The sequence below is a fragment of the Gammaproteobacteria bacterium genome (genome assembly GCA_036381015.1).
Classification (GTDB): domain Bacteria; phylum Pseudomonadota; class Gammaproteobacteria; order Steroidobacterales; family Rariloculaceae; genus ZC4RG20.
This window is the reverse complement of the sequence record DASVDR010000015.1, coordinates 161,240-178,358: the sequence shown is the minus strand read 5'-3', so window position 1 is coordinate 178,358 and position 17,119 is coordinate 161,240. Positions and strand designations below refer to the sequence as shown.

Below are 17,119 nucleotides of genomic sequence, written 5' to 3'. Positions count from 1 at the left end.
CGCGGGCGCGATGCCGCGCCCGCGCACTTCTATATAATCCGCGAAAACGACAACGACGGGAGAACTTCGGTGAGACGCGCTACTTTCATGTGGATCCTGATTTCCGGCGCGCTGCTCGCGCCGGCGGTCGGCTTCGGGCAGATATCGTGCACGCGCGGAGGCTTGCAACGCGCCGTCGACCTCTACATCGACGCCCAGACCAAGGGCGATACGTCCGGGCTGCCGCTGGCCACGGGCCTGGGCTACATGGAGAACGCGGCCCCCGCGGATTTCGCCACCGGGCTCGTCCGTACGCCGATGCAGATCGATCACCATCTCAGTCTGCTCGACACCGACACGTGCCAGACGTTTACCGAGGTGATCGTCACGGACGAGGAGAATCCGTATGTCCTCGGCACCCGCCTGCGCATCAATCACGACAAGATCGCCGAGATCGAGATCCTCTGGACCACCACCGGCTACTGGCTGTTCGACGCCGGCGCTTACCTGAAGTATTCGTCCGCTCAAGACTGGGGCCCGATTCCCGCCGAGGAGCGCGATTCGCGGGGCGCGCTGGTCGGCGCGGCCAACGCCTATCTCGACGCGTTTCTCGAGGGGAAGATCGATCAGGTTCCGTGGGGCTTCCCTTGCGTCCGCATCGAAGGCGGCGCGTATACCGGCACGGGGTCTCCCGACGACAGCTGCGAGGTCGGCGTGCCGAGCGGAGTGAACATCGCGAACCGCCGCTTCGTCGTGGACGAGGTGATCGGCGCCGTCGTCGCGTTCTGCACGTTCGGCGCCGGAAGCCCGGGCGGCGGCAGCGGCGCGCCGGATACGCACCTCTTCCGAGTGGAAAACGGCAAGCTGCGCTACGTGCATACCCTCACGCATCTGTTGCAGGCGGACTTCCGCGGCGGCGGCCGGCGCGACCAGGAGTAGCTTTCGGATCGGCGGCGGCGCAGCTTCATTGCACCGCCGCGCGTTCCCGGGCACGCTGACACTTCGCAACGAGAGAGGCTGACATGAGAATCGACTTCGTGTCCGACGTCGCCTGCCCGTGGTGCGCGATCGGCTTCAATGCGCTCGAGCGGGCGCTCGAGCGCATCGGCCCGGACATCGGCGACGTCGAGATCCACGTGCAGCCGTTCGAGCTCAATCCGACGATGCCGCCGGAGGGGGCCGACGCCACGGAGTACATGACGGCGAAGTACGGCCTCAGCCCGGACCAGCTCGCCGCCAATCGCGCGCGCATCGTCGAGCGCGGCGCCGCCGAGGGCTTCACGTTCGGCGAGCGGACGCACGTCTGGAACACGTTCGACGCGCACCGGCTGCTGTTCTGGGCGGGCGCCGAAGGCCCGGCGGGGAGCCAGCGGGCGCTCGAGCACGCGCTGCTCACCGCTTATCACGGCGAGGGCCGCAACCCCGGCGCGCACGACGTGCTCCTCGAGCTCGCGGCCCGGGTCGGCCTGCCCGCAGAGCGGGCGCGTGAGGTGCTCGAGCGCGGCGAGTATGCCGAGCAAGTGCGGCAGGCCGAGCGCTTTTGGCAGGAGATCGGCATCCACTCGGTCCCGGCGGTCATCATCGATCGAAAGCACCTGATCTCGGGCGGCCAGCCGAGCCAGGTGTTCGAGCAGGCCCTCCGGCAGATCGCGACCGAACGGAACGCGGCCCCGAAGAGCTAGCCGCTTCGCAAACGCACCACCGAGCCCGCGCGCGATCGTGGTCCTGATCGTCCCCGACGGCGAGCCGCTGATCACGCGGGATCCGGAGGGGTGAGCGGCGCCCTGCTTCGCGCCTTGCATCGACGCATCCCGCGGCGGCTGCATCGAGACGCTCGCGCGCGGCGCGTCGGCTCGAGCCGAGCCGCGATCGGTCCGTCAAGAAGACGCTTCTTTGGATTCGGCCTGTTGTTGGTGTACCGGGCCTAAAAGTACTATCGGGCGGCGGCCAGTCGCCGCTGCGCGCTCCCTTTGGAGGAACAAGAATGAAGCGATTCGCATTCCGTCCCCGGACCGGCTGGCTCATCGGTCTCGCAGCGGTTGCCGCGACAGGTCATGCCGCGATCGAGGATCCGGTGCGGCTCGATGCCGGTCTCGTGTCCGGCGGCGAGACGACGCCGTCCGGCGTGCGTGTCTTCCGCGGCCTCCCGTTCGCCGCGCCGCCGGTGGGCGAGAACCGCTGGCGGGCGCCGCAACCGGTGGAGCCGTGGGAGGGCGTGCGCGATGCCAGCAAGTTCGGCAACGTCTGCGTGCAGCACGAGACCGAGCCGCGATACGTGAACATCGCGAACATGGAAGGCTCGCCTCCGATGAGCGAGGACTGCCTGTATCTGAACGTCTGGACGCCCGCCGAATCGCCGGACGACCGGCTGCCGGTCATGGTCTTCTTTTACGGTGGAGCGTTCACGGACGGCGGCGGCGCCGCGCCGCTCTACGACGGCACGGCCCTGGCCGAGCGCGGTGCCGTGGTCGTCACGATGAACTACCGGCTCGGTCCTTTCGGGTTCCTGGCGCACCCGGCGCTGACGGCGGAGTCCGAGATCGAGAGCTCGGGCAACTACGGCATCATGGACATGGTCGCCTCGCTCGAATGGGTGCAGCGCAACATCGCCGCGTTCGGCGGCGATCCGAACAACGTGACGATCTTCGGCCAGTCGGCCGGCGCGATGGCGATCACGTCGCTGATGACTTCCCCATTGACGGAGGGCCTGTTCCACCGCGCGATTGCGCAAAGCATCATGGGCGGCGCGGTGGTTCCGAATCGCGACAACGCCACCCTCGCCGCCGCGGAGCAGCAAGGCCTCGAGCAAGCCCAAGCCGCGGGCCTCGACACGGTCGAGGAAATGCGGGCGCTCTCCGCCGACGAGGTGGCCGAGACGTTCCGGGCGCAGACGATGATCGTCGACAACTACGTGATCCCGGAAGATCCCGCGATCGTGTTCGCCGAGGGGCGTCAGCACAAGGTCGACGTCCTGATGGGCGCGAACGGAGCGGAGCTGTCCTTCGGGGGGCGCCGCGGACCGCCCGGAGCCTCGGACGGGTCGGACCGCATCTTCTGGACGGCATGGCGCGTCGCCGAATATCAGCGCGAGGCGGGCCGGAAAGCCTACGTTTACTGGTTCACGCAGAAATCGCCGGCCCCGGAGGGCAGCGATCCTTATCTGCCGGTGCATGCCTCCGAGGTCAAGTACGTGTTCGACAATCTCGGCGAGCAGCCCCTGTTTCCGGACAGCAGCGACCCGAAGCTGGTCGCGGCTTCGGCGGCCGATCAGCGTCTCGCCGACATGATGGCCTCGTATTGGGTGAACTTCGCGCGAACGGGAAATCCGAACGGGGAAGGCCTGCCCGAGTGGCCGGCGCACACCGGTCTCGATTCCGTCAAAGCCGCGATCCTCGATGCGCACCCGGAGACGCAGAGCCTGCCGACGCTCGAGCAGATGCAGGCCCACGAGGCTCGGATGCAAGAGCAGCTCGAGCCTTTGCTGAAAAAGTAGGGACGGCACCGTGAGCGAAGCCCCGCTCGAGCTGGTTTCCTCGATGGCGACGCGTGGCGTGCTGAAGGAGCTCGCGTCTCGCTACGAGGCCGCGACCGGTCGGAGCGTCACGCCCGAAGCGGCGGGCGGCGTCGAGGTCGCGAAACGCGTGCGCGCGGGCGAAAAGTTCGACGTCGTCGTGCTCGCGAGCGACGTCGTCGACGAGCTGATCGCGGAGGGCCGGCTCGCCGGCCCTCGGGCCGACATCGTGAGATCGCCGATCGCGGTCGCCGTGCGCGCGGGCGCACCGCGTCCGGACATCGGCTCGGAAGCGGCCGTGAAGCAGGCGGTGTCGGCGGCGCGGTCGCTGAGCTACTCCACCGGGCCGAGCGGCAGGTACCTCGAGAGAATGTTCGAGCGCTGGGGCCTCCTCGACGAGATCCGCCCGCGCATCGTCGTCCCGCGGCCGGGTGTGCCCGTCGCGTCCCTGGTCGCCGACGGCACTGCCGAGATCGGCTTTCAGCAGCTGAGCGAGCTCGTCGGCCATCCGGGCGTCGACGTGCTCGGCACGTTGCCGGCGGAGATACAGAGCGTCACGATCTTCTCCGGCGCCGTCACGGCCGGTTGCGCCCGCCCCGAAGCCGCTCGGGATCTCCTCGAATTCCTCCGCTCGCCGTCGACCGCCGAAACCAAGCAGCGCTACGGCATGGAACCGGCGGGCTGAGAGGCTTTCGAGCCGGCCGACGAGGCGACGCCGCGTCGTCGGCCGGCCCCCCGGCATCAGCACGTTCCGCTATCGGCACGGCGCCATGGGCCCTGCTATGCTCGGTGGGTCCCCACAAGGCTTCGGAGACGGACGTGCCGCTCAAACTCACGCTCACGATCGGCGATAACGACATCGAACATTACCGCCGTGTCATGGACGAGACTTGGCAACGGAACGCCGGCCGGGAAGAACGGGAAATTCTGGACGAGGCCCGGCGGCTGCTGGAGGAATGCCGCAAAGCAGACGGCCCGGACTACGTCAAGATGCGCCTCGACGACCTGGGCACGCTGATCTCGATGCTCGAGGACGAAGAATGGTCACTGGACCCGAAGTATCGGGCCCGCGTCATCGCCGCCTTGACCTACTTCGCCGATCCGAAGGACATGATCCCGGACTCGGTTCCCGGACTCGGGTTCCTCGACGATGCGCTCATGGCGGAGCTCGTGATTCGGGAGCTCACTCACGAGCTCGACGCGTACAGGGACTTTTGCGCCTACCGCCAAAAGCAGGAGGCGCTGCGCGGCAAGGACGCCCATGTGAAACGCGAGGAGTGGCTCGCGGCGAAGCGGCGGCAATTGTTCCTGCGCATCGAGCGCCGGCAGCGCGAAAGGCGGCGACACGGTTCGAGAGAAGGACCGACGGATCCGATCCTGCGCTATCAGTACTAGCCCGAGCGGGCTCGACCCGGCGGGAGATCGGGACCCTCGCGTCGGCCGTCCGATCCGCCCGTCCGGGCGAATCGCACCGACTCCGGCGCTTCAGCGACTGCGAGACCTGCGGCGAAGGAGCCTATCGGCCTGGTCTTCCGAGACCGGATAGAAGTCGCCGACCTCGCAGGCCAAGTAGGCCCCGGCCTGATCGATCAGCGTGATCACGTCTTGGCGGCAAAGCTTGCCGATGAGGGCGCCGCGCGGCTCGAACACCATGTTATGGGGGCGCAGCAGGGCCGGGCAGCTCTCGGGAAGCGTGTTGAGATAGATCGCGTCGTCTTGGCCATAGACGAGAATCGCTCGGTCGTCGAGCACCTCGGTCGTCCGTGACCTGGTCATCGCGACGCAGTCCACCGCCTCCGCGCGGATGACTTCGCCGAGCCGCACGCTTTCGATCAAACCGACCCTTTGCTCGAAGAGCGCGGTGACCGCCTCGACTTCGTGCACGGCGGCGTTGTTGCGCCGAATCAGCATGGCTTTCTGGAGTGCCGGCGCATCGTCGCCGCCTGCCGCGGTGAGCTCCTCTCGCAGGCAGCCGACGTAGTCGGTCATCCACCTCAGGTAGTCCTCCATGGCCCCGAGCATCGCCTCCGACCTCCGCCCCGGCTCGACGTCAGCGGGAATCAGCAGCAACGAAGGCTGATCACAGGCCAACGCGCTCGTTGCCGCGGCGAGCCACGAGAGACAGAGAAGCATCAGCGTTTTCATTCGACATCTCTTTCGGAGATTCGGGCTGTTCCGTTGCCGGGCGAATCGACGATGGGCGCCGCCACCTTCGGGTCCCGCTCGTCTTCCGTCCTCGGGTCGGTTCAAGCGCGAGTTTTCGGTCGGCGCTGCGATCCATGCCTCGATCGCTCGCATGAACTCCGCAGGCTCCTCGAAGAACGGCTGATGTCCGCTTCGTTCGAACAGCCGGAACGTCGCATTCGGAAAAGCGCCGAGCAGGGACTCCACAGCCGCGATCGGCAGGATCGCCGGTCAGACCGGCGAACGGCTGCCTGCCATACGCCGATACGCCGATTCACACCTTGGTACCGGACAGCTGGATGTTCCGCAGAAGCTCGCGCAGCGCCGGCCGGCTGATCTTCGCCGTGCCGGTCTTCGGCAGCGCATCGACGAAGTAGACCTCGACCGGGCGCTTGTACTTCACCATCTGCGATTCGCAGTACGCGAAGAATTCCTGCTCGGTCAGCGTCTTCCCTCGATCGAGGACGACGAACGCGACGAGCACCTCGCCGAGGCGCGGATCCGGCTTGCCGATGGTCGCCGCCTCGCGGATCGCCGGATGGTTGAACAGCACCTCGTCGACCTCGCGCGGATACACGTTGTAGCCGCCGACGATGACCATGTCCTTCTTGCGGTCGACGAGAAAGAGGTAACCGTCGTCGTCCGCGTAGCCGATGTCGCCGGTATAGATCCAGCCGTCGCGAAGCGTGCGCGCGGTCTCCTCCGGATTGTTCCGGTAGCCGCGCATCAGCTGCGGGCCCTTCACCCGCACCTCGCCGGGCTCGCCGATCGGCAGCACGCGCTCGCCGGTATCGACATCGACGACCTCGACCTCCGTCCCCGGAACCGGATTGCCGACGGAGAGCAGCCGGTGCGGCAACGCCGCATGGTTCAGGCAGAACGGCGCGCCCTCCGTCATGCCCCAGCCCTCCGAGAGCTCGCAGCCCGTCCGCCGCTCCCACTCGCGGTGCAGATCCTCGGGGCACGGTGCGCCGCCGGAGAGGCAATACTTGAGCGACGAATAGTCCGTGGCGTCGAACGCGGGGCTCGCGAGCAGCCCCATGTAGATCGGCGCCGGACCGCCGCCGAACACCGTGATCCGGTGCTCGCCGAGCGCGCGCACGACCTTCTCGGGATCGTACCGAGGCACGATCACGAGGGTGCTTTGCGCGTAGATCGGCACCCAAGCCGTGTACGCGAGCCCCCAGATGTGGAACATCGGCGCGACGGTCAAGAAGCGCTCCGCACGGTGCTCGAGGGGCCACACGGCGACGTGCTGGAGCACGCCGGCCATGAGCCCGCGGTGCGTGTGATCGACTCCTTTCGGGATGCCCGTGGAGCCGCCGGTGAAGAGCAGGATCGCGAGATCGTCCGCGGCCGGCGGCGGGAAGGCGTCGAGCGCGAGGGACGAATCGTGGACCCACTCGTCGATCGCGACGCCGCCCGGCCCGAGCACGAGCACGTTCTCGATGCCGAAACGCTCGGCGACGGCCTCCGCCTTCTCGCGCACGGCCGGATCGCAGATCAGCATCCTCGCCTCGACGACCGGAATCACCTTCTCGAGCTCCCGCTCCTTGAAGAACGGGTTGACGGGAGCCGCCTGGCCGCCGGCCGTCATCACGGCCATGATCGCGACGTCCATCTCGATCGAGTTCGCCATCATTACGATCACGCGCTCGCCGCGAATCGGCCCGAGCCGGCGCGCGAGACCCGCGACCGCCCGGCCGAACTCGGCGTACGTGATGCGCCGTTCCTCGCAGATCACGGCGTCGACGTCCGGCGCGCCGTCGACCGCGGCCTTGAACATGTGCACGAGGCTTTCGTGACGCGGCAGATCCGCGGGAAACCCGATCTTCGCGGTGATGTGGGACGGCTTCGTCATCGTTCGGTCAATCGCTCCCGTCGGGGATGAAGGCAAGGGCGGAGAAGAAGGCTACCACGGCCGCGAGCGCGAGCATCGCGAGGGGCCCATTCCTGAACCGCCCGACCCAGGCGGTCCTGCCGTTGAAGATCAGGAGCGCGAACGCGAGCAGCGGGAAGAAGAGCGCACCGATCACGGCGTAGATACGCTGCACCTCGCGGAAGCTCGCGAAAAGCCCGAGCATCGGCACGATCGCAAGCAGCACGAGGTACACCCGGTATGGGGCGCCTTGCGTGTCGACCGCGACGCGTCCGGCGTCCGGCGCGCGGCGGACGAGCGCCCAGCAGTCGGCGAAGAGATACGGCACGGCCTGCCACACGCCGAGCAGGCTGCTGAAGACCGCGCCCGCAGTGCCGGCGAGGAAGAGCCATTTGCCGGCCGGGCCCATCACGTCGACGAGCCGCTCGGAAAGCCGCACGAGCAGCAGCGTGCCCTCGCCTTCGACCTCGATGCTGCTGCCGACGATCACCATCGCGACGCCGAAGAGCGCGGTCATCAGGTAACCGCATCCGAGATCGATCCGGCAGACGGGCAGATCCTCCGGCCGCGTGCGCCCTTCCTCGCGGAGCCAGTAGCCGTAGCAGAGCACCGTCAGCGTGCCGCCGATGCCGCCGATCAGCGCGAGGGTCCATCCGACGCCCTCGCCGCCGGCGTCCGGGATGCGCGGGACGAACAAGCCCTCGATGACCGCGGCGGTCCCCGGCCAGACCATCGCCGCCGTGACGACGACGGTGACGAACATCACGGCGATGCAGACCTGCATCGCGCGCTCGAAGAGCCGATAGCCGCCGAACCAGACGAGCGCGAGCCCCGCGAGCCCGGCCGCGATGCCGAACACGATCTTGCCGTGGTTCGCGTCGTCGAAGATCGGCAGCATCGCGTGCAACGTGATGCCGCTCGCGCTGAGCTGCGCGGATCCGACGAAGAACGACCAGAGCAGGAGATACGGCAGGAACAGCCACACGACGATCGGACCGACCCGCCGCACCACGCCCTCGAGCAGCGTCTCGCCGGTCGCGAGCTGCCAGCGCGCGAGCCCTTCGGTCACGACGAACTTCAGCAGCGCGCCGACGAGCGCGGCCCAGAGCACGGCCGGGCCGAGCAGGCTGCCGACGATGCCGCCCGTCGCGAGGTCGCCCGCGCCGACGCCGGTGGCCGCGAGCAGCAGGCCCGGTCCGAGCATTTTCCACAACGACGGCTTGCGTGCGGTGCTTCGTTCTTGCGCGGATTCCGCCAAACGCCTCCCCTTTCGGTCCGCGGCAGCGCCGGCAGCTTAGCACGGGCGGTGATGCCGCGGCCGGGAAGAGCCGCCGATCGCCTCGATCGGCAATCGCGCGATGCCTGGCCGGCCTGCGCGTTTGTGGTAGCTTCCGATTCATGACCCACGCCGCCGCACGCGCGATCGCCGCCGCCGTCCTCGCGCTCGGCGTGCTCACGCCATCGCTCGCGCAGCGCGATCTCGACGCGCCGGAGCGCCCCGGCGAGTTCCATTTCGCGCGCATGATCTACAAAGATTTGCCGCGTTACAGGCGCTTCGGCGGCGGCTGGTGGATGCAGGACTGGCCGGATTCGGAGGAGCACTTCACGCAGGGCGTCAGCCGCTTGAGCCGGATCGACGCGGGCTCTCCCGTCTCCGTGGGCCTGACGGACGACAATCTCTTCGACTATCCCTGGCTCTACGTGACGCAGGCCGGGTACTGGGATCTCAGCGACGAGGAGATCGCGCTGCTGCGCGAGTACCTCGATCGCGGCGGGTTTTTGATCGCCGACGACTTCTTCGGGCCGGCGGAGTGGAGCGTTTTTCGCGAGGCGATGACCCGGCTCTTTCCCGACCGTCCGATGGTGGAGATCGCGGGCGACGACGAGGTGCTGCACGTCCTCTACGACATCGACAAGTTCACGCAGATCCCGGGGCTACGCCACCTGCGGCGCTTCGGCGGGTCGGTCTCCGTGCAGCGACTGCCGCCGCCCGAGTGGCACGGCATCTACGACGACGACGGCCGCCTGATGGTCGCCGCGAACTACAACCAGGACGTCGGCGACGCGTGGGAGCACGCCGACGACGCCTACTATCCCGAGCCGATGACCGCCCTCGCCTATCGCTTCGGCCTGAACTACATCATCTACGCGATGACGCACTGAGGCGAAAAATGGTGTCAGACACCTTTTTCCAAGAAAATCGTGTCAGACACCTTTTCCCCCCGAAAAAGGTGTCTGACACCATTTTTCGACACCATTTTTCGGACACCATTTTTCGCCGTGGCTACCACCGCCCGAAATTCGGCTTGAAGTCGATGCTCATCGCGGCGTCGTAGTAGCGCAGGCTCGCGGTCTTCGGCGGCGCGACGGCGTCGAGCCGCTCGAAATCCTCCGCGCCCAGCACCACGCTCGTCGCCATCAGGTTGTCGATCAGCTGCGCCTTCGTGCGCGGCCCGATGATCGGCGCCGTGACGCCGGGCTGCGCGGCGTTCCACGCGAGCGCGAGCTGCGACGCCGTGCAGCCCTTCTCGGCCGCTAGCGCGACGACGGCCTCGATGACGTCCAGGGCCTGCGGCGTTACCGGCCGGCCGAAGTTGTCCTTGCCGCCCTGCCAGCGGCCCTCCGCGCTCAGGTCGTCGCGGCGGTACTTGCCGGTGAGGAGCCCGCCGCAGAGCGGCCCCCACGGAATGACCGCGATCCCGAAGCTTTGCGCGGCCGGCAGCAGCTCGCGCTCGGCCGTGCGATCGAGCAGGTGGTACGTCGGCTGCTCGCAGACGAAGCGGTTCAGCCCGAGCTCCTTCGACGCCCACAGCGCCTCGACGATCTTCCACGCCGGAAACATGCTCGTGCCGATGTAGCGCACTTTACCCGCGCGGATCAGGTCGTCGAGCGCGCGCAACGTCTCGTCGATCGGAATGTCGGACTGCGCGCGATGCAGCTGGTAGAGATCGATCCAGTCCGTCTGCAGACGCCTCAGCGACGCTTCGCACGCCATCACGAGATGCCGGCGGCTCAAGCCCCGCGCGTTCGGGTCGTTCGGATCCTGCGGCAGGAACGCCTTCGTCGCGAGCACGACGCGCTCGCGCCGGCCGTCCTTCGCAAGCGCCTTGCCGACGATCCGCTCGCTCTCGCCGTTCGCGTACGCATTCGCCGTGTCGATGAAGTTGATGCCTTCGCCGAGCGCGTGCTCGATGATGTCGATCGATTCGGCTTCGCCGGTGCGTCGCCCGAACATCATCGTGCCGAGGCAAAGCGGGCTGACCTTGACGCCGGTGCGTCCGAGATTGCGGTATTCCATCGCGTCCGTTCCTTTTCGCTCCGTTCGTCGACTCATTCTACTCAGCCCTCCCCGCTCGCACGAACCGCAGCGTGCGCCGCGCGGCCGAACCGGTGCTCGCTCGCGAAAAATCGACGCATGCCGCTCCCGCCGCCGCCGCGAGCGCGCTACGATGGCGGCGCCGCATTCCGCGCGGCACCACTTCATGAATCCGCGCGCCGGGGGGCCGCCGCATGGATCAAGTGCAGACCTGGGGAACGCAACTGCTCGCCGTGCTTCGGGAGACCGTCACGGCGCTCCTCACCTACTTGCCGGCCGCGCTGACGGCGGCGGCCGTTCTGCTCGTCGGGTGGCTCCTCGCGTGGCTCGTCAGCGCGCTCGCGAACCGCGCGCTCGCGAGCATGGACTGGCTCTTCGGCCGCATCGCGATGCGCACCGCCGGCGCGCGCTCGCGCGCGCTGAGCCGGGCCACGCGGCGAGCGGTCACGAGCGTCGTCTACTGGGTGATCCTGCTGATCTTCGCGGTCGCGGCGCTGCGCATCCTCGGTGGCACGCTCGTCGAGCGCTGGACCGAGGAGCTGATCGCCTACGTGCCGGCGGCCGTCGCCGGCGTCGGCATCATCATCGTCGGGCTCCTCGGCGGCACGTTCGTGCGCCACCTGATCGAGCAGGCCGCGTCCGGCCTCGGCATCGCGAACGGCGCGCTCCTCGCCCGCACCGCGCAGGTCGCCGTCATGCTGAGCGGCATCGTGATCGGCACCGACCAGCTCGGCGTCGACGTCACACTGCTGATCCAGATCGGCACGGTCGCCGCCGGAGCCGTGTTCGGCGGCCTCGCGCTCGTGTTCGCGCTCGGCACGCGCGAGCACATGACGAACCTCGTCGCGGCGCACTACGCGCGCAAGCGCCTCAGCGCCGGCGATTACATCCGCGTCGGCGCGTTCGAAGGACGCATCCTCGAGATCGCGGACGGCTGCATCGTGATGGACACGGCCGAAGGCGACGTCTCGATCCCGGCACACTGCCTGACGCGCGAGCCGATCGTGAAGCTCGAGCGCCGCGAGATGCTGCGCGCTGCGAGCGCGGAGGCGCCGTGACCGGCCGAGACAAGCTTGCGGCCGCGTTTCTCGCCGCCGATCCGGACGGCGCCGCGCGGCTGCTCGAGACCCTCCCGTCGGACGACGCGGCGACGCTCGTCGCCCCCTGCGAGCCGCACGCCGCGGCGCGGCTCTTCGCGCGGATGCTGCCCGGCTACACGGCGCGCTGCATCGAGCGGCTCGAGCCCGCGCAGGTGGCCGAGATCGTCGAGCGCATGGACAGCCAGGACGCGATCGCGGTGCTCCGACAGCTCGCCCCCGCGGCACGCGCCCGGCTGCTCGCCGCGCTGCGCCCGCAATGGTCGGCGGCGTTCGAGCTGCTGCTGCGGTATCCGCCGAGCGCCGTCGGCGCGTGGGCCGAGCCGTTCGCGCTGACGCTGCCCGCCGATTGCACGATCGCGGAGGCGCGCGAGCGCATCGAGCGCAACGAGCGGACGGCGCGAGCCCGTATCTACGTGCTCGATCGCGCGCGCCGAGTCCGCGGCGCCGTGCGCGGCCTCGCGCTGCTCCGGCACGCGGGCAGCGTGCGGCTTTCGGCCGTGCTCGAGCCGGCGTCGCCGCTCTGGGCCCGCGAGACCGTCGCCGACGCGCTCGAGCGCGAGCTCTGGGAGCGCGATCCGGAAGCGCCGGTCGTCACGCGCGACCACGAGTTCCTCGGCGCCGTCTCGTACGCGGATCTCCGCCGTGCGCTTCGCCGCCAATCGCGGGCGGAGCCGAGCGCCGGCCCGCGGCAGGGGCTGACGGAGCTGGCCGAGCTCCTCGCGACCGGTGCCGGCGGCCTCTGGGAAAGCTTCGGCGAGCTGGTTCAACCTCGTTCGCGGTGAGTGCCATGCAGGAATCCCCGGCGCAGGAAGACGCCCTCGATCTCGTCAATCGGCAGTTCCTGATCGGTCATCCGGCGCGGGCCGCCGACGCGATCGAGAGCTTCTCGCGCAGCGAGGCGGTCGAGGTGCTCGCGGCGCAGCCGGCCGCCGCCGTCGCTTCGGTCTGGCCGCACCTCTCGCCGGCGCGGATCGACGAGATCGTTCCTGAGCTGCCGGACGCGCTCCTGACCGAGGTGCTGCGCACGCTCGATCCCGCCGTCGGCGCCGCGTCGATGCTGCGGATGTCCGAGGAGAGCCGCGAGCATTGCCTTGCGCTGCTGCCGAGCGCCGAGGCGGCCGAGGTGCGCCGCTTCATGGACTATCCGCCCGGCTCCGCCGGCCGCGTGATGGATACCCGCGCGCTGACGTTCCGGCCCGAGCAGACGGTCGGCGCGGCGCTCGAGACGCTCCGCCGGCTGAAGCCCCGCGACGCGCGGCTGCTGTTTCTCGTCGGCCCCGAGCAGACGCTCGTCTCCGCGGTCGACATCCAGCAGCTCGCGATCGCGGACCCCGACGAGCAACTCGGCGACATCGCGCACCCCGCGGCCGCCGTCTCGCCGTTCGACGACCGCGAGGAGGTCGCGGAGCGGCTGAAGCAGTATCAGCTCGACGCGCTGCCGGTCGTCGACCCGCACGATCGATTGATCGGCGTGATCCACCACGGCGCGCTGCTGAAGACGCTGCAGGAGACGACGTCGGCCGACATCCAGATGATGGTCGGCGCCGGGCGCGAGGAGCGGGCGCTGTCGCGCCCGGGGCTCGCCGTTCGCCAGCGGCTCCTGTGGCTGCAGACGAATCTGCTCACGGCTTTCCTCGCGGCGGCCGTCGTCGGCGTGTTCGAGAGCACGATCGCGCAGTTCACCGCGCTCGCCGTGCTGCTGCCCGTCGTCGCCGGACAAGCGGGCAACGCCGGTGCGCAGGCGCTCGCCGTCACGATTCGCGGCCTCGCGCTCCGCGAGATCTCGACGCGCCACTGGCTGCGCGTCATGATCAAGGAGGTGCAGGTCGGCGTGGTCAACGGCGTGGCCGTCGCCGTCACGACCGGCATTGCAGTTTACGTCTGGAGCCGCAGCGTGGGGCTCGCGCTCGTCATCATGCTGTCGATGGTGCTCGCGATGGTGGCGGCCGGCGTCGCCGGCTCGCTGATCCCGATCAGCCTTACACGCCTCGGCCAGGATCCGGCTCAATCGAGCTCGATCCTGCTGACCACCGTCACCGACATCACCGGCTTCTTCTCCTTCCTCGGCATCGCGACCCTCCTCGCCGCGATGCTGTAGGACGTGCATTGGGTGCGGGACACGGAACACCGGCATTCGTACATGCGTTTAGTGTGTGCGGTGGCGGACATGCATTCGAGATGCATTCGGAACTGCGGGGCCTGAAGCGATGAAAGCGCTGAAAATCCTCGGGGCCGTCGCGGCGACGCTCGTCGTGCTCGTCGCGGCGGCCGCGGCTTATCTCGCGTGGGCGTTCGATCCGAACGACTACAAGGGCTACGTGACGAGCTGGGTGGAGGAACGCACCGGCCGCACGCTCGCGATCGCCGGCGACCTCGAGCTCGCGTTCTATCCATGGCTCGCGGTCGAGACAGCCGACGTCGAGCTCGGCAACCCGCCGGGCTTCGACCAAAGCGCGCCGTTCGCCACCGCCGAGCGCATCGCCGCCGGCGTCAGGCTTCTGCCGCTGCTCGAAGGTCGAGTCGAGATCGGCGGCGTGGAGATCGACGGCCTGCGCCTCGATCTCGTGCGCGACGCGGCCGGGCGCGGCAACTGGGAGAGCTTCAGCGCACCCGGCGGGGGCCCGGGAGCCGACGCCGACGCCGGGCGCTCGCCGCTCGCGGGCCTCGACATCGAGAGCGTCGCGATCCACGACGGCGTCGTGCAGTGGCACGACGTCGGCGGGGTGCGCTACGTCGGGAGCGGCATCGAGCTCGAAACCGGCCGCATCCGGCCCGGTGAGCCCGTGGACCTCTCGCTCGCAGTGTCGGTTCTCGACGCCGAGTCCGAGCGCACGTACGGGGTCGAGACGAGCGCGCGCGTTCTCGTCGAGGGCCTCGACGGCGGCGCGGAGGCCGCCGCGCCGTTCACCGCGATCGAGGTGAGCGGCGTCGATTTCGCATTGACCGTTCTCGACGCGGAGCAGCAGCTGCTCGCATCGGGCGATCTCGACGCCGCGCGCGTGCGCGCGGCGAGCGACGGCCGCATCGAGACCGACGCGGTGCGTGTCGCCGGCCGCGTCGGCGCCGTCCCGGCCGTGCCCAACGGCCTCGACTTCGGCGCGCAATGGACGAGCGCGGTGCTCGACCCCGCCGCCGGCTCGCTCGCGTTCGACGGTCTCGTCACGAACGTGGCCGGCGTCGCCGCATCGTGGGATCTCGCGGCGCGGAATCTGGTCGACGCGCCGGAGACGGAAGGCCGCATCACGATCACGGACGCGCCGCTCGCCGACGCGCTGCAAACTTTCGGCGTCGCGCTGCCCGCCGGCGCGGAGCCCGGCGCGCTCGGCACGCTCGACGCGTCCGCGGCGTTCCACGCGGCGTTCTCGCTCGCGCCCGCGGAGCCATCGGACGAGGCCGCCGGCGCCGCGGCGCCCGCCGGCATCGTGCTCGGGCCGTACCGCCTCGAAACGCTGCGTCTCTCCGGGCTCGAGATCGCGGCGCTCGGCATCCAGGCACACGCGGACGCCGAGCTTGCGGGCAGCGCGCTTCGCGCGACCGTGGATGTCCCGGCGTTCACGCCCGACGAAGGGCTCCTCGCGATCGCCGCGGCGAACACACCCGACACGCTCCACGTCGAGGCCGTGGACCGCGCCGCCTTCGCGGGCCGCGTCGAAGCCGATCTCGCGAGCGGGGCCTGGTCCCTCGGCGACGTGCGGGCCGCGCTGCTCGGCGCCGAGATCACCGGCACGCTCGCGGTGAGCCCGCGCGCGGAAGGTCCGCTCTATCGCGGCACCGTCAAGACCTCGCGCTTCGCGGCCGAGCCGCTCGCGCGTCTTCTCGGCGACGCGCTGCCGGAAGCGATCGCCCCGGCCGAGCTCGGCACGCTCGCGCTCGACGCGGCGTTCGAATACGACGCGGCCGCCGACCGCGCGGCGCTCGAGCGCTTGTCGCTCGAAGCGTTCGGCCTGGCCGCGACCGGCCGCGCGACCGTCGCGGGCGTCACGGGCTCCCCGAGCGTGACCGGGCAGGCGACGGTCGCAACGTTCTCCCCGCGCGAGCTGATGCGCCGCTTCGGCCAGGCGGTGCCCGCGACGTCCGATCCGTCCGCGCTCGGGCGCGCGAGCATCGTGGCGCGCTTCGCCGCCGACGCCGAGCAGGCGCGATTCACGGCCATCGACATGATGCTCGACGACAGCCGCATCACCGGCGACTTCGCCGTCGACGGCTTCTCGAGCCCGGCCTACTCGTTCGAGCTCGCGATCGACGCGGTCGACGCGGACCGCTACCTGCCTCCGCCCGCGGACGAGGCTCCGGACGACGACGCGCGCACGGCCGGCGACATCGAGCTTCCGGCCGACGCGCTCGAGAACCTCACGATCGACGGCCACGTCGAGGTCGGCGATCTGCGCCTCGCGGGACTCGAGTTTGCCGACGTCGCGACCGACGTCGCCGTCGGCGAAGGCCGCGCGCGCCTCGACTCGGCGTACGCGAAGCTTTACGGCGGCGAGTTCTCGGGCAGCTTCGGCGTCGACACGGCGGCCGAGCCGGGGCTGACGCTTCGGGGCCGAGCCACGTCGCTCGCGCTCGAGCCGCTGATCGTCGCGCTCACCGGCGACTCTAATTTCAGCGGCACGGGCGATTTCGAGCTGAACCTCGCCGGCCGCGGCGCCACCGTCATCGAGAACGTACGCACCGCGAACGGCGACGTCCGGTTCTCGATGCGCGACGGCACGATCGAAGGCTTCAACCTCGGTCACGCGCTCTGCGCGGTCTACAACCGCACTCAGAAGCTGCCGGCGCCCGAGGACCGGCCGGCACGCACGGCGTTCGAGCTGATCAGCGGCACGGCGACGGTGCGCGACGGCGTCGCGTCGAGCCCGGACCTGCTCGCGCGCGCATCGTTCATGGATCTGACAGGGTCCGGCTCGCTCGTTCTCGCCGAGCAGCGCCTCGACTACGAGCTCGAGGCGAAGCTGACCGGGTCCACGGGCATCCGCGGCTGCGAGCCGATGGACGAGCTGATCGGCGAATCGCTGCCGCTGACGTTGCGCGGCACCGTCACGGCGCCGCAAATCCTTCCCGACTTCAGCGAGATCATTCAGCGGCGCCTTCGCGACGCGGTGCGCGACCGTCTCGAGGATCGGCTTCGGGACCTGCTGAACTGACGCTCG

At 69.5% G+C, this 17,119-nt stretch carries 14 protein-coding genes; 10 read left to right on the top strand and 4 right to left on the bottom strand.

Annotated features, from left to right (window positions below):
- Window positions 1-69 precede the first annotated feature (69 nt).
- The 5 genes from VF329_06775 to VF329_06755 all read left to right on the top strand — a co-directional run bounded on the left by VF329_06775 (window position 70) and on the right by VF329_06755 (window position 4,885).
- Complete coding sequence (locus tag VF329_06775) at window positions 70-918, top strand: hypothetical protein (GenBank protein HEX7080700.1); 849 nt, start codon at window positions 70-72, stop codon at window positions 916-918.
- A gap of 83 nt (window positions 919-1,001) precedes the next feature.
- Entirely contained in the window at window positions 1,002-1,661 is a 660-nt protein-coding gene (locus tag VF329_06770) for a DsbA family oxidoreductase (GenBank protein HEX7080699.1), read from the top strand.
- Window positions 1,662-1,963: 302 nt separating this feature from the next.
- Complete coding sequence (locus VF329_06765) at window positions 1,964-3,472, top strand: carboxylesterase family protein (protein ID HEX7080698.1); 1,509 nt, start codon at window positions 1,964-1,966, stop codon at window positions 3,470-3,472.
- A 10-nt stretch (window positions 3,473-3,482) separates the two neighbouring features.
- Entirely contained in the window at window positions 3,483-4,175 is a 693-nt protein-coding gene (locus VF329_06760; GenBank protein ID HEX7080697.1) for a substrate-binding domain-containing protein, read from the top strand.
- A 134-nt stretch (window positions 4,176-4,309) separates the two neighbouring features.
- The gene (locus VF329_06755) at window positions 4,310-4,885 is read left to right on the top strand and encodes a YkvA family protein (GenBank protein ID HEX7080696.1); all 576 of its coding nucleotides are present in this window, start codon (window positions 4,310-4,312) and stop codon (window positions 4,883-4,885) included.
- 90 nt (window positions 4,886-4,975) lie between these two features.
- Here VF329_06755 and VF329_06750 read toward each other — a convergent pair whose 3' ends face one another.
- The 3 genes from VF329_06750 to VF329_06740 form a co-directional block, all read right to left on the bottom strand.
- Complete coding sequence (locus VF329_06750) at window positions 4,976-5,635, bottom strand: hypothetical protein (protein HEX7080695.1); 660 nt, start codon at window positions 5,633-5,635, stop codon at window positions 4,976-4,978.
- Window positions 5,636-5,948: 313 nt separating this feature from the next.
- Complete coding sequence (locus tag VF329_06745; protein HEX7080694.1) at window positions 5,949-7,535, bottom strand: AMP-binding protein; 1,587 nt, start codon at window positions 7,533-7,535, stop codon at window positions 5,949-5,951.
- A 7-nt stretch (window positions 7,536-7,542) separates the two neighbouring features.
- Window positions 7,543-8,757 (bottom strand): Nramp family divalent metal transporter, encoded by a 1,215-nt coding sequence (locus VF329_06740; GenBank protein ID HEX7080693.1) that lies wholly within the window; start codon window positions 8,755-8,757, stop codon window positions 7,543-7,545.
- Window positions 8,758-8,951: 194 nt separating this feature from the next.
- On the opposite strand from VF329_06740, the gene VF329_06735 reads away from it, so the two are divergent.
- A complete protein-coding gene (locus VF329_06735) occupies window positions 8,952-9,716 on the top strand; it encodes a DUF4159 domain-containing protein (GenBank protein HEX7080692.1) in 765 nt (254 codons plus the stop codon).
- 121 nt (window positions 9,717-9,837) lie between these two features.
- On the opposite strand, the gene VF329_06730 is transcribed toward VF329_06735, so the two are convergent.
- On the bottom strand, window positions 9,838-10,887 hold the full coding sequence (locus tag VF329_06730) for an aldo/keto reductase (GenBank protein HEX7080691.1): 1,050 nt from the start codon (window positions 10,885-10,887) through the stop codon (window positions 9,838-9,840).
- 176 nt (window positions 10,888-11,063) lie between these two features.
- Here VF329_06730 and VF329_06725 point away from each other — a divergent pair, with 176 nt between their 5' ends.
- The 4 genes from VF329_06725 (at window position 11,064) to VF329_06710 (ending at window position 17,113) form a co-directional block, all read left to right on the top strand.
- The gene (locus tag VF329_06725) at window positions 11,064-11,927 is read left to right on the top strand and encodes a hypothetical protein (protein ID HEX7080690.1); all 864 of its coding nucleotides are present in this window, start codon (window positions 11,064-11,066) and stop codon (window positions 11,925-11,927) included.
- Window positions 11,924-12,751, top strand: a complete 828-nt coding sequence (locus VF329_06720) for a hypothetical protein (GenBank protein ID HEX7080689.1) — start codon at window positions 11,924-11,926, stop codon at window positions 12,749-12,751. Before VF329_06725 ends, VF329_06720 begins: the two co-directional genes overlap by 4 nt.
- A 5-nt stretch (window positions 12,752-12,756) precedes the next feature.
- The gene (locus VF329_06715) at window positions 12,757-14,067 is read left to right on the top strand and encodes a magnesium transporter (protein ID HEX7080688.1); all 1,311 of its coding nucleotides are present in this window, start codon (window positions 12,757-12,759) and stop codon (window positions 14,065-14,067) included.
- 109 nt (window positions 14,068-14,176) lie between these two features.
- Entirely contained in the window at window positions 14,177-17,113 is a 2,937-nt protein-coding gene (locus VF329_06710) for an AsmA family protein (GenBank protein ID HEX7080687.1), read from the top strand.
- Window positions 17,114-17,119: the final 6 nt, after the last annotated feature.